The sequence below is a fragment of the Streptomyces sp. NPDC048751 genome (assembly GCF_043198595.1).
In the GTDB taxonomy this organism is placed as follows: Bacteria; Actinomycetota; Actinomycetes; order Streptomycetales; family Streptomycetaceae; genus Streptomyces.
This window is the reverse complement of record NZ_JBICUX010000001.1, coordinates 1,483,290-1,503,163: the sequence shown is the minus strand read 5'-3', so window position 1 is coordinate 1,503,163 and position 19,874 is coordinate 1,483,290. Positions and strand designations below refer to the sequence as shown.

General features: G+C 72.0%; 20 protein-coding genes. 11 read left to right on the top strand and 9 right to left on the bottom strand.

All coding sequences use genetic code 11. The annotated features are described in order from the left end of the window. The first annotated feature begins 87 nt into the window (after positions 1–87). On the top strand, positions 88–543 hold the full coding sequence (locus ACGFNV_RS06790) for a Crp/Fnr family transcriptional regulator (protein ID WP_393619911.1): 456 nt from the start codon (positions 88–90) through the stop codon (positions 541–543). A gap of 88 nt (positions 544–631) precedes the next feature. Here ACGFNV_RS06790 and ACGFNV_RS06785 read toward each other — a convergent pair whose 3' ends face one another. From ACGFNV_RS06785 to ACGFNV_RS06775, 3 genes are all read right to left on the bottom strand, one after another. Continuing rightward, entirely contained in the window at positions 632–1,963 is a 1,332-nt protein-coding gene (locus ACGFNV_RS06785; protein WP_393619909.1) for an MFS transporter, read from the bottom strand. Between the two features lie 245 nt (positions 1,964–2,208). Continuing rightward, entirely contained in the window at positions 2,209–2,940 is a 732-nt protein-coding gene (locus ACGFNV_RS06780) for a L,D-transpeptidase family protein (RefSeq protein ID WP_393619908.1), read from the bottom strand. Positions 2,941–2,981: 41 nt separating this feature from the next. Beyond that, on the bottom strand, positions 2,982–4,406 hold the full coding sequence (locus ACGFNV_RS06775; RefSeq protein ID WP_393619906.1) for a M1 family metallopeptidase: 1,425 nt from the start codon (positions 4,404–4,406) through the stop codon (positions 2,982–2,984). A 173-nt stretch (positions 4,407–4,579) separates the two neighbouring features. On the opposite strand from ACGFNV_RS06775, the gene ACGFNV_RS06770 reads away from it, so the two are divergent. After that, a complete protein-coding gene (locus ACGFNV_RS06770) occupies positions 4,580–4,930 on the top strand; it encodes a DUF488 domain-containing protein (protein ID WP_393619904.1) in 351 nt (116 codons plus the stop codon). A gap of 43 nt (positions 4,931–4,973) precedes the next feature. Here the strand turns inward: ACGFNV_RS06770 and ACGFNV_RS06765 are convergent, their stop codons facing one another. Beyond that, positions 4,974–6,647, bottom strand: coding sequence for an FAD-binding dehydrogenase (locus ACGFNV_RS06765; protein WP_393619903.1), 1,674 nt, complete (start codon positions 6,645–6,647; stop codon positions 4,974–4,976). Positions 6,648–6,714: 67 nt separating this feature from the next. Beyond that, positions 6,715–7,344 (bottom strand): TetR/AcrR family transcriptional regulator, encoded by a 630-nt coding sequence (locus tag ACGFNV_RS06760; protein ID WP_393619902.1) that lies wholly within the window; start codon positions 7,342–7,344, stop codon positions 6,715–6,717. Between the two features lie 124 nt (positions 7,345–7,468). Between ACGFNV_RS06760 and ACGFNV_RS06755 the strand changes: the two genes are divergently transcribed. Then, positions 7,469–8,095, top strand: coding sequence for an alpha-ketoglutarate-dependent dioxygenase AlkB (locus tag ACGFNV_RS06755; protein WP_393619900.1), 627 nt, complete (start codon positions 7,469–7,471; stop codon positions 8,093–8,095). A gap of 90 nt (positions 8,096–8,185) precedes the next feature. On the opposite strand, the gene ACGFNV_RS06750 is transcribed toward ACGFNV_RS06755, so the two are convergent. Continuing rightward, entirely contained in the window at positions 8,186–8,623 is a 438-nt protein-coding gene (locus ACGFNV_RS06750; RefSeq protein ID WP_393619898.1) for an Lrp/AsnC family transcriptional regulator, read from the bottom strand. Between the two features lie 170 nt (positions 8,624–8,793). Here ACGFNV_RS06750 and ACGFNV_RS06745 point away from each other — a divergent pair, with 170 nt between their 5' ends. After that, a complete protein-coding gene (locus ACGFNV_RS06745; protein ID WP_393619897.1) occupies positions 8,794–10,068 on the top strand; it encodes an ArgE/DapE family deacylase in 1,275 nt (424 codons plus the stop codon). Positions 10,069–10,102: 34 nt separating this feature from the next. Here the strand turns inward: ACGFNV_RS06745 and ACGFNV_RS06740 are convergent, their stop codons facing one another. After that, on the bottom strand, positions 10,103–10,285 hold the full coding sequence (locus ACGFNV_RS06740) for a hypothetical protein (RefSeq protein WP_393619895.1): 183 nt from the start codon (positions 10,283–10,285) through the stop codon (positions 10,103–10,105). Beyond that, positions 10,282–11,439 carry a serpin family protein gene (locus ACGFNV_RS06735; RefSeq protein WP_393619893.1) on the bottom strand — a complete coding sequence of 386 codons (1,158 nt, stop codon included), beginning with the start codon at positions 11,437–11,439 and terminating at the stop codon, positions 10,282–10,284. Before ACGFNV_RS06735 ends, ACGFNV_RS06740 begins: the two co-directional genes overlap by 4 nt. A gap of 235 nt (positions 11,440–11,674) precedes the next feature. On the opposite strand from ACGFNV_RS06735, the gene ACGFNV_RS06730 reads away from it, so the two are divergent. The 3 genes from ACGFNV_RS06730 to ACGFNV_RS06720 are packed head-to-tail and all read left to right on the top strand — an operon-like array spanning position 11,675 to position 14,958. Then, positions 11,675–12,907 carry an acyltransferase gene (locus ACGFNV_RS06730; protein ID WP_393619891.1) on the top strand — a complete coding sequence of 411 codons (1,233 nt, stop codon included), beginning with the start codon at positions 11,675–11,677 and terminating at the stop codon, positions 12,905–12,907. Between the two features lie 50 nt (positions 12,908–12,957). Continuing rightward, entirely contained in the window at positions 12,958–13,704 is a 747-nt protein-coding gene (locus tag ACGFNV_RS06725; protein WP_393619889.1) for an MBL fold metallo-hydrolase, read from the top strand. A 9-nt stretch (positions 13,705–13,713) separates the two neighbouring features. After that, positions 13,714–14,958 (top strand): DUF4032 domain-containing protein, encoded by a 1,245-nt coding sequence (locus ACGFNV_RS06720; protein WP_393619887.1) that lies wholly within the window; start codon positions 13,714–13,716, stop codon positions 14,956–14,958. Position 14,959: 1 nt separating this feature from the next. On the opposite strand, the gene ACGFNV_RS06715 is transcribed toward ACGFNV_RS06720, so the two are convergent. Beyond that, on the bottom strand, positions 14,960–15,820 hold the full coding sequence (locus ACGFNV_RS06715) for a universal stress protein (protein ID WP_393619885.1): 861 nt from the start codon (positions 15,818–15,820) through the stop codon (positions 14,960–14,962). A 63-nt stretch (positions 15,821–15,883) separates the two neighbouring features. Between ACGFNV_RS06715 and ACGFNV_RS06710 the strand changes: the two genes are divergently transcribed. The 4 genes from ACGFNV_RS06710 (at position 15,884) to ACGFNV_RS06695 (ending at position 19,825) form a co-directional block, all read left to right on the top strand. Further along, entirely contained in the window at positions 15,884–16,243 is a 360-nt protein-coding gene (locus ACGFNV_RS06710; RefSeq protein ID WP_393619884.1) for a VOC family protein, read from the top strand. Positions 16,244–16,335: 92 nt separating this feature from the next. Further along, positions 16,336–18,012 (top strand): FAD-dependent oxidoreductase, encoded by a 1,677-nt coding sequence (locus tag ACGFNV_RS06705; RefSeq protein WP_393619882.1) that lies wholly within the window; start codon positions 16,336–16,338, stop codon positions 18,010–18,012. After that, complete coding sequence (locus ACGFNV_RS06700) at positions 18,009–19,466, top strand: ATP-binding protein (protein ID WP_393619881.1); 1,458 nt, start codon at positions 18,009–18,011, stop codon at positions 19,464–19,466. Before ACGFNV_RS06705 ends, ACGFNV_RS06700 begins: the two co-directional genes overlap by 4 nt. Further along, positions 19,463–19,825: a UBP-type zinc finger domain-containing protein gene (locus tag ACGFNV_RS06695; protein ID WP_393619879.1), complete on the top strand. Its 363-nt coding sequence runs from the start codon at positions 19,463–19,465 to the stop codon at positions 19,823–19,825. Before ACGFNV_RS06700 ends, ACGFNV_RS06695 begins: the two co-directional genes overlap by 4 nt. Positions 19,826–19,874: the final 49 nt, after the last annotated feature.

Below are 19,874 nucleotides of genomic sequence, written 5' to 3'. Positions count from 1 at the left end.
CACGCCGAGGTGCCCATGGCGCCGTCAGCGGCTGAAATGGGCGTAGGGAAAGCACCGCATCCGCTCGTCGGCGAGGAGCTGCGCGCCATGACCAAAGCGACCAAACTCCTGACCGCCCTCCCCCCGCCTCAGCGGCAGCGCCTGATGACACTCGCGCGGGAGGTGCAGTTCCGCGAGGACGCCCGCATCTTCGACGCGGGTGGCACCGCCGACCGCTTCTGGGTGATCCGCTCGGGCGCGGTCTCCCTCGTCCAGGAGGTGACGTCGCGGCAGCGGGTGACCGTCGCCGGCCTCAGCGCCGGTGACATGCTCGGCTGGTCGTGGCTCTTCCCTCCGTACCAGTGGGACTTCAGCGCCGAGGCCTTCAGCCCCGTACGGGCCTACGAGTTCGAGGCGCAGCCGGTGCTCAAGCTCTGCGAGGAGGAGCCGGCGCTGGGACTGTCACTGGTGCGGATCGTCGCCGAGATCCTCGCCCACCGGCTGGAGATGACCCGGGGCAAGCTGCTGGAGGTGTACTCGACACCACGGCGCGGGCGGCTGTAGCCGTCCCCGTGTGCCACCTCCGGTGACGGCCGCCGGGGCCGGATGCGGCAGCTGCCGCCGAGGTCGGGTCCGGCAGCGGCCCCCGGGGTCAGATGCGGTAGCGGCGCAGGGCGGGTACCGCCACGGCCAGGACCAGCATGAGGGTGACGACCAGGAGGCCGCCGCCCGCGACGGCCGCGCGGGGGCCGAAGGCCGAGCCCGCCGTGCCGTGCAGGACGTCGGCGAGGCGGGGCCCGCCCGCCACGACGACGGTGAAGACGCCCTGCATCCGGCCGCGCATCTCGTCGGTGGCGGCGGACAGCAGGATCGCCCCGCGGAAGACCATGGAGACCATGTCGGCGATCCCCGCGACGGCCAGGAAGGCCACCGCGAGCCACAGACTGCCGCTCAGCCCGAAGCCCGTGATCGCGGCGCCCCAGGCGACGACCGCGCCGATGACCATCCAGCCGTGCCGCCGGGCCCGCGAGAAGGTGCCGGAGAACAGCCCGCCGAGGACCGCGCCGATGGGGATCGCCGCGAACAGCAGGCCCAGGGCGAGTCCTTCGCCGTACGACGCGTAGGTCTCGGCGGCGAGTTGCGGGAACAGGGCGCGGGGCATGCCGAAGACCATGGCGATGATGTCGGCGAGGAAGGACAGCAGCAGCACCTTGTGCCCGGCGATGTAGCGGAAGCCCTCCGCGATCTGCCGTATCCCCGCCCGGCGCACGGCCGTGGCCGCGAGCGGCGGCAGCGGGGGCAGGCGCAGCACCGCCCACAGCGTGACGCACAGCGCGACGGCGTCGATGAGGTACAGCTCGGGCAGGCCGACGACGGGGATGAGAGCCCCGGCGAGCAGGGGTCCCGCGACCAGTCCGGTCTGCATGACGGTCGAGCCGAGGGCGTTCGCGGCGGCCAGTTCGTCGGCGGGGACCAGACGGGCGATGGAGGCGTTGCGGGCGGGCGAGTTGAGGCCGAAGAACGCCTGCTGCACGGCGAGCAGGACCATCAGGGCCGCCACCGAGTCGAGCCCGCCGACGGCCTGCAGCCAGAACAGCACCGACGTGACGGCGATACCGCCGTTGGTGACCAGCAGCAGCTTGCGGCGGTCCACGGTGTCGGCGACCGCGCCGCCCCACAGCGCGAACAGCACCATGGGAACCAGGCCGGCGAGGCTGGCGTAGCCGACCCACGCCGACGAGCCGGTGATGTCGTAGATCTGCTTGGGCACGGCGACGGCGGTGAGCTGGCTGCCGACGGCCGTGACGACGGTCGAGGACCACAGCCTGCGGTAGGCCGGGCGGCGCAGCGGCCGGGTGTCCATCGCCCACCGGCGCCAGCCGCGCCGCGCCGCCCCCTCCCCTCTCGGATCGCCCTCGTCCTCGGTCTCCGGTGCGGTGCTGCTCTCGCTGGTGTCCACAGGGTTCCTGGTTGCTCGATACATCTTTCGATTCGGGGATCACTATGGCAGGACCCGCTCGACGCGCCGCGGGGAATTCCACCGGCCGAGACGGCGGCGACGCGTCGAGCCTCGCCCGCCGGCCCGCCGCGCTGTCCAGGAGCAACTCCAGGGCGGTCGGGTGGGAGCTGGTCACCCTCCGCGGGCGGGGCCTTGCATCTCGGCCGGGGCCCCCGTTTCGCCCGTATTCGACCGGTCCAACACCGGCCTCCTCACCGGATTCTGGGCGTTCAGCGGGCCAGCGAGGCCCGGTCGCCCATGACGACGACGGGGTGGGCCTTGGGGTCCAGGGCGAGGAGGAGGTCCTTCATGTGTTCCTTGGCGATGCTGACACAGCCGTGGGTGGGGCCGTCGTGGTCGACGTGCAGCCAGATGCCCCCGCCGCGGTCCGCGCCGAGGGGGCGGGTCCAGTCCAGAGGGGATGTGCCGGGCTTGCGGTTGTAGTTGATGGCGATGACGTAGTCGAAGGAGCCGGTCAGGGGTTCGCCCTCGAAGCCCGTCCCGGGTGCGCTGAAGCCGTGGGAGTGGTCGTACGGCAGCCTGGCGCCGGGGTCGGGCAGGAGGCCGCCCGCGTCGGTGAGGGTGAAGACACCGATGGGTGAGCGCAGGTCGCCGTCGGTGTGGTGGCCGGTCCAGCCCTTGAGCGCGTTGTGCGCGGGCCAGCTCGCCTCCGCCCGCCAGCCGGCCCCGGTGCGTTGGTACAGGACGACCGTGGACTGCGGGGAGTTCTTGCCGCGCCCGGTCACCAGGACGACCTGCCGGGACTCCCGCGGCACCTCGGTCCAGGTCCTGGGGCCCACACCGGGCACCTGGTGCGGGCCCACGTCGCGGAAGACCTCGGGGCCGGGTGCGCCCGCGTGCGAGGTCGCCGGAGTTGAGCCGGGCGTGACGGCGGCGCCGCCGCATCCGGTGAGGAGGAGGGACGCGGCGAACAGCGCGACTCGGGGACTGCGTCGGATCATGCCACGACCTTGGCCGACAGTGGTGAGGAACGCATCAACTTCTAGGGTCTGTTCGGTTTGCCGGGTGTGTAGAGCCATTTCTCGAACAGCCTGTCCAGGTTCTTGCCGGACACACCTTCCGACAGGGTGATGAACTGTGCGGTCGTACCGTGGCCGTCGCGGTGCCCGGTCGCCCAGGCCCGCAGGATCCGCTGGAAGGCGCGGTCGCCGACGGCGGTGCGCAGGGCGTGCAGGGTCATGGCGCCGCGGGCGTAGACCGGGGTGCCGAAGATGTTGGCGCCGCTGCCGGGGTCGCCGGGCGGGAACTCCCACAGGGCGTCGCCGGCCGGGCGGGCGTACAGGGCGTCGAACGTCTTCTGCGCGCTGTCGCCGCCGTGCTGTTCGGCGTAGAGCCACTCGGTGTAGGTGGCGAAGCCCTCGTTGAGCCAGATGTCCTTCCAGGAGGTGAGGCTGACGGAGTCGCCGAACCACTGGTGGGCGCTCTCGTGGACGAGGGTGGACAGGCTCGGCGCGGAGTCGTACACGGGCCGGGTCTGGGTCTCCAGCGCGAACCCGACGTTCGGGGCGCGGTCGACGATCGAACCGGCGGCGCGGTACGGGTAGGGGCCGAACAGTTTGCTCTCCCACTCCAGGACGGAGGGCAGCTTCTTGAGCGCCGGGGCCGCGGCGGTGGCCTCGCGGGGGTCGACGGCGTTGTAGACCCTGATGCCGTCGCGAGTCGTGTACTGCTCCACCTTGAACTTCCCCACGGTCGCCGTGGCGAGGTAGGCGGCCATCGGCTCCGGCTGGTGCCAGCGGAAGGTGGTCCTGCCGTGGGCGGTCCGCCGGCCGAGGAGGGTGCCGTTGGCGACCGCCGTGTGCCCTTCGGGGACGGTGATCGTGAAGTCGTACGACGCCTTGTCCGTGGGGTGGTTGTTGCCGGGGAACCAGGTCATGGCGCCCTGCGGCTCCCCGGCGACGAACGCGCCGTCGTCGGTGGGGATCCAGCCGTCCAGGGAGCCGTCGGGGTCGGTGACCGGGCCGGGCTCACCGGTGTAGGTGACGGTGACACGGAACCACTGGCCCTTGTGCAGGGCCCGGTGCGGGGTGACGACGAGTTCCTGGCCGGCGCGGCGGTGGTCGGCCCTGGCGTGGTCGACGCTGAGTCCGGTGACCTTCAGCCCCTGGAAGTCGAGGTCGAACCGGGTGAGCCGCTGGGTGGCGCGGGCGGTGAGGACCGCTGTGCCGTCGAGCCGGCGGCTGCGCGGGTCGTAACGGAGGGTCAGGTCGTAGTGGCCGACGTGGTAGCCGCCGTTGCCGGCGAGCGGGAAGTAGGGATCGCCGACGCCTGCGGTCCCGGTCGTCCCGGCCGCCGCGGGTCCGGCGGCCGCGAGCAGCGCGGCGAGGGCGACGGGAACGGCCACGACGACGGCCTCGCGGCGCAGGACCTGGGTGCGTCTGGCGGGCTGCCGCCGAGGGAGTGTCACGTGCGCTCCTTGGGGGTGGAGGGTGATCAACCGCCCTCAGAGTAGGCGCGCGCTGCCACCGATTGCCCCTCGTTCAGGTCAAGTTCCACGCGCGTCGCCCGTGCTGCGACGCCGTCCCCACGCCGTACCGCAGTACGCTCCCGGCACCACCCACCCCGTGAGAGAGGCCGACCGTGAGCGTGCGAGTGCGTCGCGTCTACGAACCGCCCGAGCCCGACGACGGTGTGCGTGTCCTCGTGGACCGGCTGTGGCCGCGGGGCGTCTCCAAGGACGCGGCCCGGGTCGACGAATGGCCCAAGGACCTCACCCCCTCCACGGAGCTGCGCCGCTGGTACCACGCGGGCGAGGGGTCGTACGAGGAGTTCGCCCGCCGGTACGAGGCGGAGCTCGGCGAGCCCGAGGCGGCGGAACTCCTCGAGCACGTCCGCGAGTTGGCCCGCACGGGCACGGTGACGCTGGTGACCTCCGCGAAGGAGCCGGAGGAGAGTCACGTGGCGGTGCTGGTGCGCCTTCTGGAAGCTTAGGACTTCCGCAAGGACGCCCTGGAAGGCGCACCGGCACTGAGGCTCAGCCCGTCTGCTCGGCCGCCGCCCGTCCCGCCGCGCGGCCGGAGAAGAGGCAGCCGCCGAGGAAGGTGCCCTCGAGGGCGTTGTAGCCGTGTACGCCGCCGCCGCCGAAGCCGGCGACCTCGCCCGCCGCGTACAGCCCCTCGACGGGCTTGCCGTCGGTGCCGAGGGCGCGGGAGTCGAGGTCGGTCTGGATGCCGCCGAGGGTCTTGCGGGTGAGGATGTGCAGCTTGACGCCGATCAGCGGGCCCGCCTCGGGGTCGAGGAGGCGGTGCGGGGTGGCGACGCGGCCGAGGCGGTCGCCGACGTAGCGGCGGGCGTTGCGGATGCCCTGGACCTGGGCGTCCTTGGCGTAGGGGTTGGCGATCTGGAGGTCACGGGCCTCGATCTGGCGGCGCACCTCGGCCGCGTCGAGCAGCGGCTTGTCGGTCAGCCCGTTCATCTTCTCGACGAGTTGTTCGAGGGTGTCGGCGATCACGAAGTCCGCGCCGTTGCGCAGGAACGCCTGCACCGGGGCGGGCGCGCCCTTGCCGAGGAGGCGGTCACGCAGGACGGCCCTACGGTCCTTGGCGGTGATGTCGGGGTTCTGCTCGGACCCGGAGAGCGCGAACTCCTTCTCGATGATCTTCCGGGTGAGGATGAACCAAGAGTGGTCGTGGCCCGCGATGTCCTCGGTGGTGCGCAGGTGCTTGAGGGTGCCCAGGGTGTCGTAACCCGGCAGGCAGGGCTCCGGCAGGCGGCGTCCGAGGGCGTCGAACCACAGCGAGGAGGGGCCGGGCAGGATGCGGATGCCGTGGCCGGGCCAGACGGAGTCCCAGTTCTGGACGCCCTCGGTGTAGTGCCACATGCGGTCGCGGTTGACCAGCCGGACACCGGCGTCGGCGCTGATGTCGAGCATCCGGCCGTCGACGTAGGCGGGGACGCCGGTGACCATCTCGGCGGGCGGGGTGCCCAGCCGCTCCGGCCAGTAGCGGCGGACGATGTCGTGGTTGGCGCCGATGCCGCCACTGGTGACGATCACGGCCTGCGCGGTCAGCTCGAACTCGCCGACCGCGTCCCGGTTGGAGGCGACACCGCGCGGCGAGTCGTCGTCGGCGAGTACGGTGCCGCGCACGCCGCGCGCCACGCCGTCCTCGATGACGAGGGCGTCGACGCGGTGGCGGTGGTGGAAGGTGAGGAGCCCGTCGCGGGAGGCCTGCTTGGCGTAGTCGGCGAACGGTTCCACCACGCCGGTGCCGGTGCCCCAGGCGACGTGGAAGCGCGGTACGGAGTTGCCGTGTCCGTCGGCGCGCAGGTCGCCGCGCTCCGCCCAGCCGACGGTGGGCAGCAGCTTGATGCCGTGCCCCTCCAGCCAGGAACGTTTCTCCCCGGCCGCGAACTCGACGTAGGAGCGGGCCCAGCGCACCGCCCAGGAGTCCTCGTCCTCGATCCGGTCGAACTGCGCGCTGCCCTGCCAGTCGTTCCAGGCGAGGTCGAAGGAGTCCTTGATGCCGAGGCGGCGCTGCTCCGGGGAGTCGACGAGGAACAGCCCGCCGAAGGACCAGAACGCCTGGCCGCCGAGGTTGGCGGCGTTCTCCTGGTCGACCAGGGCGACGCGCCTGCCCCTGCTGGTGAGTTCGTGCGCCGCGACCAGGCCCGCGAGGCCGGCTCCGACGACGATGACGTCCGCATCCATGGCGACCGTTGCCCTTTCTCCTGAAGATGTGATTCCGGAATATCCGGCTGAGGTGTTGGCCGAGGTGTCAGTCCGGGGTGCCGCTGCCGTCCGTCAGCAGCGCGGTGAGCAGTTGCTTGAGCCAGGCGCGGGCGTGGTCCACGTCCCTGTCGAGCAGCAGTTGGGTGGTGACCCCGTCGTACGCGGCGACGACCGCGTGGGCGGCGGCGTCGACGTCGCCGAGGACGGCGGGCAGCGCGGTGTGGCCCTGGGCGCGGGCGAGCCGGTCGGCGACCGCGCGGCGCAGCCTGGCCCGGTGCTCGAGGAGGGACTGCGCGACGGCCGGGTCCCGGGCGGCGTGCACCAGGAAGTCCGTCTTCACCAGCAGCCAGTCGATGTCGAGGAGCAGCACGTCGGTGACCCGGTCCACGGAGGCGGGCACATGGAGGTCCGGCCCGTCGCCGGCGAGCGCGTCGGCGACCTGCTGGGCGATGAGGTCGGCGCGCTCCTGGTAGAGCGCGAAGAACAGCTCGTCCAGGCTGTCGAAGTTGGAGTAGAAGGCGCCCCGGCTGTAACCGGCGGCCTCGCAGACCTCCTCGATCGACACCCGGCCGAACCCCTTGGCGGCGAACACGGCGAACGCGGCGTCGAGGAGGTTGGCGCGCGTGCGGACGCGGCGCTTGGTCACCCGACCACCGGTGGTCTGCTGTGCGGCCATGCCTCACCTTCCCGTTCGATACAGGAATGTATCCGATACACCGATGCATCGAAAGAGGACTGGCGAGGACTGGCGAGGACTGGCCAGTGAACACACTTTCGATTCACGAGGTAGATTGGAGCGCATGGCCGCGCACCTCCAGGGCTCCCTCTTCGACCAGGCCGACGAGCTGCGGCTGGGCTCCCTCGACGGGATCCGCCGGACCGAGCTCGACCGAGGCGCCTGGCTCGACGAGCTGCCCGGCTGGCTCTCCGGATCGGACACTCTGTTCGAACAGTTGGCGGCCGAGGTGCCGTGGCGCGCCGAGCGCCGCCATATGTACGACCACGTCGTCGACGTCCCCCGACTGCTCTGCTTCTACGGCCCGGACGACCCGCTCCCCCACCCGGTGCTGGCCGACGCGCGCCGGGCGCTGTCCGCGCACTACGCCGAGGAACTCGGCGAGCCCTTCACCACGGCGGGGCTGTGCTACTACCGCGACGGCCGGGACAGTGTCGCCTGGCACGGAGACCGGACGGGGCGGGGCGCGCACGAGGACACCATGGTCGCCATCCTCTCCGTGGGCACGCCCCGCGACCTGCTGCTCCGCCCGGCCGGCGGCGGCACCGCCGTACGGCACCCGCTGGGGCACGGCGACCTGATCGTCATGGGCGGCTCCTGCCAGCGGACCTGGGAACACGCCGTACCGAAGAGCACACGCGCCACGGGCCCACGCATCAGCGTCCAGTTCCGCCCGCACGGCGTGCAGTAGGGCGACCCGGGCCGAGTACGAACTCGCGGATGCCGGCGTCCGCCGTCGCGGCCGTAGCGGCTGCGCTTCGTGCCGGACGGTGAAGTCCCGTCACATCCTGGGGCGGTTGATCAGCCGGGAGAGGACGATGACGCTCTCGGTCCGGTCGATGTGTCGGGCCTCGCGGACCCGCTGGACCGCCCGTTCCAGGTGGGGGATGTCCCGGGCCAGCATGTGCACCATCGCGTCCGCGGCACCGGACACGGTGCACGCCTCGACGACCTCGGGTATCTCCTCGAGCTCCCGCCTCAGCAGCTCCGGTGTCGCATCACTCTTGCAGTAGACCTCGACGAACGCCTCAGTGCGCCAGCCCAGCGCCTGCGGATCGAGGAGCGCGGTGAACCCCCGGATCGCTCCCGTGGCAACGAGCCGGTCGAGACGGCGTTTGGCAGCCGACGCGGACAGACCGGCGGCCTCACCGATCTCGGCATAGGTGCTGCGCGCGTTGCGCATCACGCACAGCAGGATGCGTTCGTCGATGGCGTCCATGCGTCACCCCGCCCTTCACCGTCCCGACAGGCACGCAAAGGATCGTCGACAGACCCATATTTACGCAAGAATCCCTTGCTTGATCACAACGCATGGCGATTGTTTGCGTGCCTTCCCGACTTCTAGCATCAGCCCACCGCCCACCGCCCCTGGACGAAGGTCCCTCCCGCATGCCCGCAACGCTGAGTTCCCTGGAAGCCGCCGCCCTCGCCGCGGTCGATGAAACGGCCATCGGCCGGATGCTGCTCGATCTGCTCGCCGTCCCCAGCGTGACCGGCAGCGACGCCGAGTCCGACCTGCAGCACATCCTGGCCAAGCATCTCCAGGGGCTCGGGCTGGACACCGATCTATGGTCGATGGACCTGCCCGAACTACGCGCCGCATCCGGGTTCCCCGGCACCGAGGCCCCGCGCAGTGAGGCCTGGGGCCTGGTCGGGCTGACCCCGGACGGTGGCGACGGTCCCACCCTGATCCTTCAGGGCCACGTCGACGTCGTGCCGCCCGGCGACCCGGCGCGGTGGGACGGCGACCCGTTCGCGCCCAGGACCGCCGGTGACACCGTGTACGGGCGCGGCGCCTGCGACATGAAGGCCGGAGTGGTCGCCAACCTGGCCGCCCTGGCAGCGATCCGCGCCTCCGGCGCCCGGCTGCGCGGACGGGTCGCGGCGCACTTCGTGGTGAGCGAGGAGGACGGCGGCCTGGGCGCCTTCGGCACACTGCGCCGCGGCCACACCGGCGACGCCTGCATCATCACCGAGCCCACCGGCGGCACCCTGGTGACCGCGAACGCGGGCGCTCTGACCTTCCGGATCGAGGTACCCGGCAAGGCCACCCACGGCAGTACGCGGTACGCGGGAGTCAGCGCGATCGACGCCTACCTGCCCATCCATCAGGCCCTGGCCGCTCTGGAGGCCCGCCGAAACCTGCGGCCCGACCCGCTCATGGCCGAGTACCCCGTCCCCTACCCCCTGTCCGTGGGCAGCGTGAGCGCGGGCGACTGGGCGAGCAGCGTCCCCGACCTGCTGGTGGCCGAGGGCAGACTCGGCGTCCGGCTCGACGAGGACCCGGAACAGGCGCGCGCGGAACTGGAGGAGTGCGTGGCCCGGGCCTGCGAGCGCGATCCCTGGCTGAGCGAGCATCCGGCGCGGGTGACCTGGCCCGGCGGCCAGTTCGCCAGCGGGCGGCTGAAGGCCGACAGCACACTGCGCGACGTGGTGCACGACGCGCACGCCGACGCCGTCGGCGGACCACGGATGCCGGAACGCGGTGCCCCCTACGGCAGTGACCTCCGGTTGTACTCCGCTGCCGGCATACCGACCCTGCACTTCGGCCCCGGTGACGTACGGCTGGCCCACGGCCCCCGCGAACAGGTCCGGATCAGTGAGATCGTCACCGTGGCCCGCACCCTGGTCCTCGCGGTCCTACGGAGCGTCGGCACGAAGTGATCTCCGGCTGCGCGACCGAGGGACGGCTTCTCGCTCATGCGCTCGGACCGCTGTGGAGCGTGCATCCCGCTCCCGCCGGCGGTGACGGGCGGTTGGCGTCGATGACGTGCATGACGACGCCATAGGGCTGACCGCCGTAGTAGCGGGCATCTCTCCACCGCATAAAGGTGATCAACGGCATGCCGAGCAGGCCCAGCACCTCCAGCACCAGCATCATGTGGCTCTCCGATCAGCGCCCATGGGCGCGGCCGACTGCCATGCGGTGAAGAGCGGTAGCGCGCCGCCGTCGAAGACGACGATGCCGAACGGCCGGTCGAAGGCGATGTGCCGGATGACGGGAGGGCGGACGCGGACACTGCGCACGTGGCTGTAGCCCGTCACCGCTGCCGCCTCCAGCCCCCGCTCATTGACCCGCAGCAGCGACTCCTGCACGAACTGGCCGATCATCAAAGGCTCGGGCGACATCCCCGAGAAATCCGCGCGCCCCGACACCGTCTGAGCGGCCCCGAGCGCCCGGAGGTGCCGCGTCACGTCGAGTCCCGTCCGCAGGCAAAGTCGTGGCAGCGCGACGGTGACCGCGTCCGCCTCCACGGGGCGCCGCTGATCGTGCGGGGCCCACGCGGCGGGCAGTACCTCGGCGGCGGGCTGCCCGGGCTCGCCGAGGACGAAGCTCACCTGCACGGGCTCCTGACCGACTCCCGCCATGCAACGCAGCGCCACCACGTCCACCGGGCTCCCGGACAGACCGGGCGCCGTCCACGCGTGGGTCGGCCGGGGCAGCTCCTGGAACATGGTCGGCACCAGGTGCTCGACCCCGCGCTCGTCGGTGAAAGGCCGGTCCGCGGTGTCCTGCGGCCGGAAGGGGAATTGCCAATCGGCCCGGAGCGCAAGCGCGTTGACCAGGACGAGCAGCACCTCCCGGTCCGGCCGGAGCGGCAGCGCGCCGATCAACCCGCGCGTCGCGTCGCGCACCCAGCCGTTGATCGCGGACACGGTGTCCGGGGCGCCCGGATCCAGGTGCCCGAAGCGGATCTCCGGCAGTGACTCGCGGTATTCCCGGTACAGGGGAGTGCGCGCCCAGGCCCCCGTCGCCACCGTCAGGCCGTCCGTCTCCGCCAGAGCACCCGTCGCGGCACAGGCCGCCGCTGCGGCCTCCTGCCCCGCGGCCCCCACCAACGAACGCAGCTCCTCGGCCGTCCCCGCCCGAGCGCCCGCCGCGGCAGCCGCCAGGGCAAGCCACAACCCCGCAGGCGAACACACGAAATCCCCGTCCACGGCATCGACCGCGGGGTCATCGGAAACTTCCACCAACCAGCGTTCGGCAAGCCCGCGGACGGCGGAAACATGCTGCGTGAGCTCGGCCTTCGGCACGCCTTCCCCCCAGGCTTCAGCCGTCCCCACGGCACCTGTTTCGGCCAAACGTAGCAGCCCCCTCGGACAAGATCAGGCATATCGACACAGCGGAACTCTCCGCGCCCGTACGGCTCACGCATCGCCTGGCCCTCGGGCACCTTGACCGCGATGTGCAGTAGGGGGCGCCCGGGCCCCGGAACTCTGTCGTCCGTGCGCGCGTTCCCCGACACTGGCCCCAGGACGGGGAGGCCGTATGAGGACGGAGTCCGAACGACCCACCACCGCTCCCCGGCGCGGGGAGCTGGACGTGCTGCGTGCGCTGGTCGTGCTCGGTCTCGTCTTCTTCCACGCCGGGCTGGTCTTCTCCCCCGACGACGACTTCTACGTCAAGAACGCCGAGACGACCGACGCGGTGACCGTCATGGCCGGGCTCGGCGTGGTGTGGGCCATGCCCCTGTTGTTCCTCGTCGCGGGGCTCGGCGCCCGGCACTCGATCCGCCGCCGCGGCCCGGGTGGCTTCGTCCGGGAGCGCCTGCTGCGCCTGGGCGTCCCGCTGGTCTTCGCGACGGTCGTCCTGTGCCCTCTCCCCCAGTGGCTGCGGCTGCGGGCCGCCGACCCCGGCCACCACGAGTCGTACGGGGAGTTCTGGTCCCGCTTCCTCAGCGTGCGCCCGGACCCCGCCGACTTCCCCTTCGTCCTCGAAGGGGAGCACTTCGAGACCGGCCATCTGTGGTTCGTCGTGCTGCTGCTCGCCTTCTGTCTGCTGCTGGCCCCGGTCGCGGCGCGCCTGGCGGCGGGTGGCGCGCGCATGGCCGACGCCGTGTGCCGCCGCCCGTTCCTGCTGTTCCTGCCCGCGCTGCCGCTGGCCCTCATCAACACGCTGCTGGGCCTGGAGGAGAACTTCGCGGGCTGGCACCGCTGGGCCTACCTGCTCTTCTTCCTGTACGGCTTCGCCCTCGCCGACGACGACCGCGTCCGCTCCGCGATGCGCCGCCTGGCCGTCCCGGCCGGGGTCACCGGGCTGCTGCTGTTCCTGGCGACGGCGCCCGGCTTCCTCACCGAGGACGATCCGTTCACCGCCTGGACGCCGGTCGCGATGGTCAGCCGGGCGCTGTTCAGCGCGGCGGGCTGGTGCCTGGTGGTGGCGATCCTGGGCCGTCTGGACCGGCCCCGCGAGCAGCGGTCGACGAAGCGGCGACAAGCGGGCCCGGTCATGGGCTACCTCGTCGTCGCCGCGCTGCCGTTGTACGTGCTCCACCAGCCCGTCGTCGTCGCCTTCGCCTACGGCGTGGTCGGCTGGTCCGCGCCGATCGCCGTCAAGTACGCGGTGATCGTGGCCGCTTCGCTGGCGGTGATCCTCGTCGTGTACGAGTACGTGGTGCGCCGGACCCGGGTGACGCGGCTCCTGTTCGGTATGCGTCCCGACCCCGGAACGCGTCCCGACGCCGATATCCGCCCCGACCCGCCGACCAGGCCGGTTCCCTGATCTGCTTTGCTGTGTCCCGTCGGGCACGGACCTCACCACGCGGGACGATCATGCGGGCAGATGTGCAGCAAGTCGCCGACGGCACCTATCTGGTGCACGGCAGCAACACCAACTGGGTGATCCTCACCGAGGGGGACTCGGCCACGCTGGTCGACACGGGCTACCCCGGCGACCGCGAGTTGGTGCTCGACTCCCTGGCCCAGGTGGGCAGTTCACCCGAGGCGGTCACGGCGGTGCTGATCACCCACGCGCACAACGACCACCTGGGCTCGGCCGAGTACCTGCGCGCCACGCATGGCACGCCCGTATACCTCCACGAGGCCGAAGTTCCGCACGCGCGCCGCGACTTCCTGCACCAGGTCACTGTCGGCGAGGTCCTGAGGAACGGCTGGCGGCCCGGTGTGCTGCCGTGGGCGGTGCACGCGATCCGGTCCGGCGGCACCGCGAAGGTGCCGGTGACCGCCCCCGAGCCGTTCCCCGTGTCCGGAGCGCTCGACCTGCCCGGCCGGCCCGTGCCCGTGCACACCCCCGGCCACACCCTCGGGCACTGCGCCTTCCACCTGCCCGACGCGGGGGTGCTGATCTCCGGCGACGCCCTGGTGAGCGGCCACCCCACCTCGCGCGAGCAGGGTCCGCAGCTGCTGCCCGACATGTTCCACCACGAGCGCGAGCGTGCCGTCGCCTCCCTGGACGTACTCGAAGGGCTGGCGGGCGACCTTCTGCTGCCGGGGCACGGGCCGGTGCACCGGGGACCGGTGGGACGCGCGGCACAGCGCGCACGCGAGCTCGCGGTTTAAGGTCGGGCCATGGCATTGCAGATCAGCGCCACGAATCCGGAGCACCCCACGCTCCTGCTCACCCTGCCGTGGCACCTGCCGCTGGAGGAGTGGCCCGAGGAATACCTCGTGCCGCTGCCGCGCGGCATCTCCCGCCACGTCGTGCGCTACGCGCGCGCCGGCGACGAGGTGATCGCCGTCAAGGAGCTCGCCGAGCGGCCCGCGCTGCGCGAGTACGAGCTGCTGCGCGACCTCGACCGGATCGGCATCCCCTCGGTGGACCCGCTGGCCGTGGTCACCGGTCGCCTCGACGAGGCGGGCGAGCCGCTGGAGCCGGTGCTGATCACCCGGCACCTCGGCGGGTCGATGCCGTACCGGTCGATGTTCGAGACGACGATGCGCCCGGCGACCATGCACCGTCTGATGGACGCGCTGGCCGTGCTGCTGGTCCGGCTGCACCTCGCCGGATTCGCCTGGGGCGACTGCTCGCTGTCCAACACGCTCTTCCGGCGGGACGCAGGCGCCTACGCCGCGTACCTCGTGGACGCGGAGACCGGTGACCTTCATACGCAGCTGAGCACCGGGCAGCGCGAGTACGACCTCGACCTCGCGCGCGTCAACATCAGCGGCGAGCTGCTCGACCTGGAGGCGTCCGGGGCGCTGCACCCCTCGGTGGACCCCATCGACTTCGGCACGGAGATCTGCGGCCGTTACGGGAGCCTGTGGGAGGAGCTGACCCGCACCTCGGTCTATCCGGCGGGCAAGTACCACTACATCGAGCGCCGGATCCGGCGGCTGAACGAGCTCGGGTTCGACGTGGCGGAGATGCAGATCGAGCACTCCTCCAACGGCGACACGGTCACCTTCGTGCCCAAGGTCGTCGACGCGGGTCACCACCAGCGGCAGCTGTTGCGCCTGACCGGTCTGGACACCGAGGAGAACCAGGCGCGGCGGCTGCTGAACGACCTGGAGAGCTGGATGGCCACCCAGGAGGACTACGCGCCCGGCGATCCCCTCGCCGCCCGCCCGGAGGTGCTCGCCCACCGCTGGGTGCGGGACGTGTTCCGGCCGACCGTGCGGGCGGTGCCGATCGAGCTGCGGGGCTCCATGGACCCGGCGGAGATCTACCACGAGCTTCTGGAGCACCGCTGGTTCCTGTCGGAGCACGCCCAGCACGACATCGGGCTCGAGGTCGCGGTCGCGGACTACATCGAGAACATCCTGCCGAAGGCGCGCGAAACCCTGGTGCCGACGACTCCGGACACGTCCCCGTGACTCAGTCGTGCGGGACCACGGCGACGGGGCAGTCCGCGTGGTGCAGCACGCCGTGCGCCACGGAGCCGATCCTGGCGCCCACGGCGGTGCGGTGGGCGCGGCGGCCGACGACCATCAGCTGGGCCCGTCCGGCCATCGACAGCAGGACCTGGCCCGCGCTGCCCATCTCCACGTGCTCGACGACCGGCACGTCGGGGAAGCGGTCCCGCCACGGCTGGAGGGCCGCGGCCAGCGCCTTCTTCTCGTACGGCTCCAGGCCACCGGCCTCGTCGAGGAGCTTCAACGAGCCCGGGCTGTAGGCGAACACCGGCGGCAGCGTCCAGGCGCGGACGGCGCGGACGGTCGCTCCGCGCGCGGCAGCCGTCTCGAAGGCGAACCGCAGGGCCGCGGCGCTGTCGTCGGGCTCGCCCTGCTGGCCGACGACGATGTCGCGGCCGGCCGCCTCGCCGGCCGCCTCGTCACCGGCGCGCACCAGGACGACGGGCCGCGCTGCCTCCGCGATCACCTGCTGGCCGACGGAGCCGAGCAGGAAGCCGACGACCGGTCCGTGGCCGCGCGAGCCGAGGACCAGCAGTTCGGCGTCGGCCGCCGCGGCGGTGAGGGTCTCGACGGGAGCTCCCTCCGGCAGCTCCGTGGTGATCTCCAGGCCGTGGTGCCGCTCGGCGACCGTCCGTACGGCGTCCTCGACCCCGTCCCGCACCCACTGCTCCTGTGTCGCCCGGTCCGCCACGTCCGGCTGGAGCCGCCAGGCGTGCACCACCCGCAGCGGCAGGCCGCGGCGGACCGCCTCCCGCGCCGCCCAGGCCAGCGCGGCCAGGCTCTCCTCGGTCCCGTCGACCCCGGCCGTGATCGGGCGCGTCATGGGGGTGTCTCCTCGTCTCGTGATCCGGATGCCTCGGCCCCAGTCTTCACTACGCTGACCGTCATGACCTTGGAATGGGAACAGGTGATCGTCGACGCGACCGACCCGGTGGCGCTGGGCCGCTGGTGGGCCGACGCGCTGGGCTGGGTGGTGGTGACCGACGCTCCCGACGAGTACGAGATCAGGCCCGCGCCGGAGCGGGTGCCGGGCCTCCTCTTCGTCCCGGTGCCGGAGGGCAAGACCGTCAAGAACCGGCTGCACCTCGACTTCCGCCCCGAGGACCAGCGCACCGAGGTGCACCGGCTGCTGTCGCTCGGAGCGCGGTACGCGGACGTCGGGCAGGGCGAGCAGTCGTGGGTGACGCTCACCGACCCGGAGGGAAACGAGTTCTGCGTGCTGAGCGGCCGCGTCCCGCATACCTGAGCGAAGCGGGTCGATCGAACATACGATGGCGTGAGCCGGGCCGGTGACATGGGGGAACCGGTCCCTGAACCCGAGCTCGGAGTGGGAGAGGCATGCCAGAGGCCGCCGAAGCAGCGCGGACCGTCATCCTGACCGTGGACGACGACCCGGGGGTCTCCCGCGCCGTCGCCCGCGACCTGCGGCGCCGCTACGGCGCGTCGTACCGGATCGTGCGCGCCGAGTCCGGCGAGTCGGCGCTGGAGGCGCTGCGCGAGCTGAAGCTGCGCGGGGACCTGGTGGCCGTGATCCTGGCCGACTACCGGATGCCGCAGATGAACGGCATCGAGTTCCTCGAACAGGCCCTGGACGTGTATCCGGGGGCACGGCGCGTGCTGCTGACCGCGTACGCGGACACCAACGCGGCGATCGACGCGATCAACGTCGTCGACCTGGACCACTACCTGCTCAAGCCGTGGGACCCGCCCGAGGAGAAGCTCTACCCGGTCGTGGACGACCTGCTGGAGGCCTGGCGGACCGGAGACCACCGGCCCGTGCCCAGCACCAAGGTGGTCGGACACCGCTTCTCGGCGCGCTCCTCCGACGTACGGGAGTTCCTGGCGCGCAACCAGGTGCCGTACCGCTGGTACTCCTCCGACGAGCCCGAGGGCCGGCGGCTGCTGGCGGCGGCCGGGCAGGACGGAGAGCGGCTGCCGCTGGTGGTCACCCCGGACGGGACACCGCTGGTCGAGCCGGAGGCACCCGACCTGGCCGCGCACGTGGGTCTCGCCACCACGCCGACGGCCGACTTCTACGACCTGGTCGTGATCGGCGGTGGCCCGGCGGGGCTCGGCGCGGCCGTGTACGGCGCCTCGGAGGGGCTGCGGACGGTGCTGGTCGAGCGGTCGGCGACCGGCGGGCAGGCCGGGCAGAGCTCCCGCATCGAGAACTACCTGGGCTTCCCCGACGGGGTGTCCGGCGCGCAGCTCACCGACCGGGCCCGGCGGCAGGCGACGAAGTTCGGTGCCGAGATCCTCACCGCGCGCGAGGTGACGGGACTGGAGGTCGGGGGGTCCGCGCGGGTCGTGCGGTTCTCCGACGGCTCGGCGATCGCCGCGCACAGCGTGATCCTCGCGACCGGCGTGTCGTACCGCGAGCTGGGCGCGCCGGGGGCGGACGACCTCACCGGCTGCGGGGTGTTCTACGGCTCGGCGCTGACCGAGGCGGCCTCCTGCCAGGGGCACGACGTGTACATCGTCGGCGGCGCCAACTCGGCCGGGCAGGCGGCGATGTACCTGGCCCGGGGCGCCAAGTCGGTGACACTGCTGGTGCGCGGTCCCTCGCTGTCGGCGTCGATGTCGCACTACCTGATCCAGCAGATCGCCGAGGCGCCGAACATCTCGGTGCGCTGCGGCACGGTCGTCGAGGCCGCGCACGGCTCGGACCATCTGGAGCAGCTGACGCTGCGGGACGTGGAGAGCGGCGAGAGCGAACTCGTCGACGCGCAGTGGATGTTCGTGTTCATCGGGGCGGCCCCGCTGACGGACTGGCTGGACGGGACGGTGCTGCGCGACGAGCGCGGGTTCATCCTCGCCGGGCCCGACCTGACCCCGGACGGGCGGCCGCCGGCGGGCTGGGAGCTGGACCGGCCGCCGTACCACCTGGAGACCAATGTGCCGGGCGTGTTCGTGGCGGGCGACGCGCGCGCCGAGTCCGCCAAGCGCGTCGCGTCCGCCGTCGGAGAGGGAGCCATGGCCGTGATGCTCGTCCACCGGTATCTGGAGCAGTCGTGAGCGGGCGGGCGATGCCGTGCAGCCCGGCCGAGATCGGTTCGCTGTTCCTGTTCGAGGATCTGACGCCCGAGCAGCTCGGCAGGCTGTGCGCCGCGGGGCGGGTGGAGAAGTTCGAGCCCGGCCCGGTGTACTCCGAGGGTGAGCCCGCCACCTGCTTCTACGTGATGATCGAGGGCACGGTCGTCATCTCCCGGCGGGTCGGCGGCGACGACGTGGAGGTCAACCGGACCTCCCAGCCCGGGGTGTACGCGGGCTCCATGCAGGCCTATCTCGGGGACCGGGTGCCGCAGGTGTACGGCAGCTCCCTGCGCGTGACGGAGCCGACGCGGTTCTTCGTGCTGCCCGCCGAGACGTTCTCGGCGTTCATGCAGGAGTGGTTCCCGATGGCGGTCCACCTGCTGGAGGGGCTGTTCTTCGGCTCCAGGAACACTCAGCGGGCCGTCGGGCAGCGCGAGCGGCTGCTGGCGCTCGGGTCGCTGTCCGCGGGGCTCACGCACGAGCTCAACAACCCCGCTGCGGCGGCCGTGCGGGCGACGGCGTCCCTGCGGGAGCGCGTGGCGAAGATGCGGCACAAGCTGGCCGTGATCGCACAGGGCTCCTACTCCCCCGAGGTCCTGGCCGGCCTCATCGAGATCCAGGAGCGCACCGCCGAACGGGTCGCCAAGGCCCCGGCGTTGAGCCCACTGGAGGCGTCCGACCGGGAGGACGAGCTCACCGACTGGCTGGACGACCACGCCATCCAGGAGGGCTGGCGGATCGCGCCCACCTTCGTGCAGGCCGGTCTCGACGTCGACTGGCTGGAGCAGGTCGCCGCCGCCGTCGACGAGGAGATCCTGCCCGGGGCGGTCGGATGGCTCAACTACACCGTGGAAACCGAGTTGTTGATGGACGAGATCGCGGACTCCACCACCCGCATCTCCCATCTCGTCGACGCCGCCAAGCAGTACTCGCAGCTCGACCGCGCCCCGTACCAGGTCGCCGACGTGCACGAACTCCTCGACAGCACGCTGCTGATGCTGTCGGGCAAGATCGGGCAGCGCATCAAGGTCGTCAAGGAGTACGACCGTACGCTCCCGAAGATCCCCGCGTACCCGGCGGAGCTCAACCAGGTGTGGACGAACCTGATCGACAACGCGGTCTTCGCCATCGACAGCGCGGGCGGCGAAGGCACGTTGACGGTGCGCACGGCCCGCGACCACGAGCGGCTGCTGGTGGAGTTCCGTGACACCGGGCCGGGGATCCCGCCCGACATCCGCAGCCGTATCTTCGACCCCTTCTTCACCACCAAGCCGGTGGGCGAGGGCACGGGTCTCGGTCTGGACATCTCGTGGCGGATCGTGGTCAACAAGCACCACGGCTCCCTCCAGGTCGAGTCCGCGCCGGGCGACACCCGCTTCCAGGTTCTGCTGCCGCTCACCGCGGCGGACCCCGAGACGGCCGAGGAGCCGGAATGACCAGCGAGAACAGCGACAACGGCATCGACCCCACCGTCCCGCCGAGCGGCGCGGGCTGTCTGGAGTGCGACGAGGGCGGGGGCTGGTGGTTCCATCTGCGGCGCTGCGCGACCTGCGGCCACGTCGGCTGCTGCGACTCCTCCCCCGCCCAGCACGCCACCGGCCACTACAAGGCCACGGGACACCCGCTGGTGCGGAGCTTCGAGCCGGGCGAGGAGTGGTTCTGGGACTACGCCACGGACGAGCTCTACGAGTCCGGTCCGGACCTGGCACCCCCGGTCAGCCACCCCGCGGACCAGCCCGTGCCGGGGCCGGCGGGGCGCGTCCCGGCCGACTGGGCCCGGCAGTTGAGGCGCTGAGGTCTTCCTCAGGCGCGCTTTTCCCCTGGTCGCAGGGGTGTTGTCAGTC

What these genes read in the sequence shown, in the direction of transcription:
- ACGFNV_RS06790 (WP_393619911.1), top strand. Translation starts at nt 88, where the DNA reads ATGACCAAAGCGACCAAACTCCTGACCGCCCTCCCCCCGCCTCAGCGG.
- ACGFNV_RS06785 (WP_393619909.1), bottom strand. Translation starts at nt 1,963, where the DNA reads ATGTATCGAGCAACCAGGAACCCTGTGGACACCAGCGAGAGCAGCACC.
- ACGFNV_RS06780 (WP_393619908.1), bottom strand. Translation starts at nt 2,940, where the DNA reads ATGATCCGACGCAGTCCCCGAGTCGCGCTGTTCGCCGCGTCCCTCCTC.
- ACGFNV_RS06765 (WP_393619903.1), bottom strand. Translation starts at nt 6,647, where the DNA reads ATGGATGCGGACGTCATCGTCGTCGGAGCCGGCCTCGCGGGCCTGGTC.
- ACGFNV_RS06760 (WP_393619902.1), bottom strand. Translation starts at nt 7,344, where the DNA reads ATGGCCGCACAGCAGACCACCGGTGGTCGGGTGACCAAGCGCCGCGTC.
- ACGFNV_RS06755 (WP_393619900.1), top strand. Translation starts at nt 7,469, where the DNA reads ATGGCCGCGCACCTCCAGGGCTCCCTCTTCGACCAGGCCGACGAGCTG.
- ACGFNV_RS06750 (WP_393619898.1), bottom strand. Translation starts at nt 8,623, where the DNA reads ATGGACGCCATCGACGAACGCATCCTGCTGTGCGTGATGCGCAACGCG.
- ACGFNV_RS06745 (WP_393619897.1), top strand. Translation starts at nt 8,794, where the DNA reads ATGCCCGCAACGCTGAGTTCCCTGGAAGCCGCCGCCCTCGCCGCGGTC.
- ACGFNV_RS06740 (WP_393619895.1), bottom strand. Translation starts at nt 10,285, where the DNA reads ATGATGCTGGTGCTGGAGGTGCTGGGCCTGCTCGGCATGCCGTTGATC.
- ACGFNV_RS06730 (WP_393619891.1), top strand. Translation starts at nt 11,675, where the DNA reads ATGAGGACGGAGTCCGAACGACCCACCACCGCTCCCCGGCGCGGGGAG.
- ACGFNV_RS06725 (WP_393619889.1), top strand. Translation starts at nt 12,958, where the DNA reads ATGCGGGCAGATGTGCAGCAAGTCGCCGACGGCACCTATCTGGTGCAC.
- ACGFNV_RS06720 (WP_393619887.1), top strand. Translation starts at nt 13,714, where the DNA reads ATGGCATTGCAGATCAGCGCCACGAATCCGGAGCACCCCACGCTCCTG.
- ACGFNV_RS06715 (WP_393619885.1), bottom strand. Translation starts at nt 15,820, where the DNA reads ATGACGCGCCCGATCACGGCCGGGGTCGACGGGACCGAGGAGAGCCTG.
- ACGFNV_RS06710 (WP_393619884.1), top strand. Translation starts at nt 15,884, where the DNA reads ATGACCTTGGAATGGGAACAGGTGATCGTCGACGCGACCGACCCGGTG.
- ACGFNV_RS06705 (WP_393619882.1), top strand. Translation starts at nt 16,336, where the DNA reads ATGCCAGAGGCCGCCGAAGCAGCGCGGACCGTCATCCTGACCGTGGAC.
- ACGFNV_RS06695 (WP_393619879.1), top strand. Translation starts at nt 19,463, where the DNA reads ATGACCAGCGAGAACAGCGACAACGGCATCGACCCCACCGTCCCGCCG.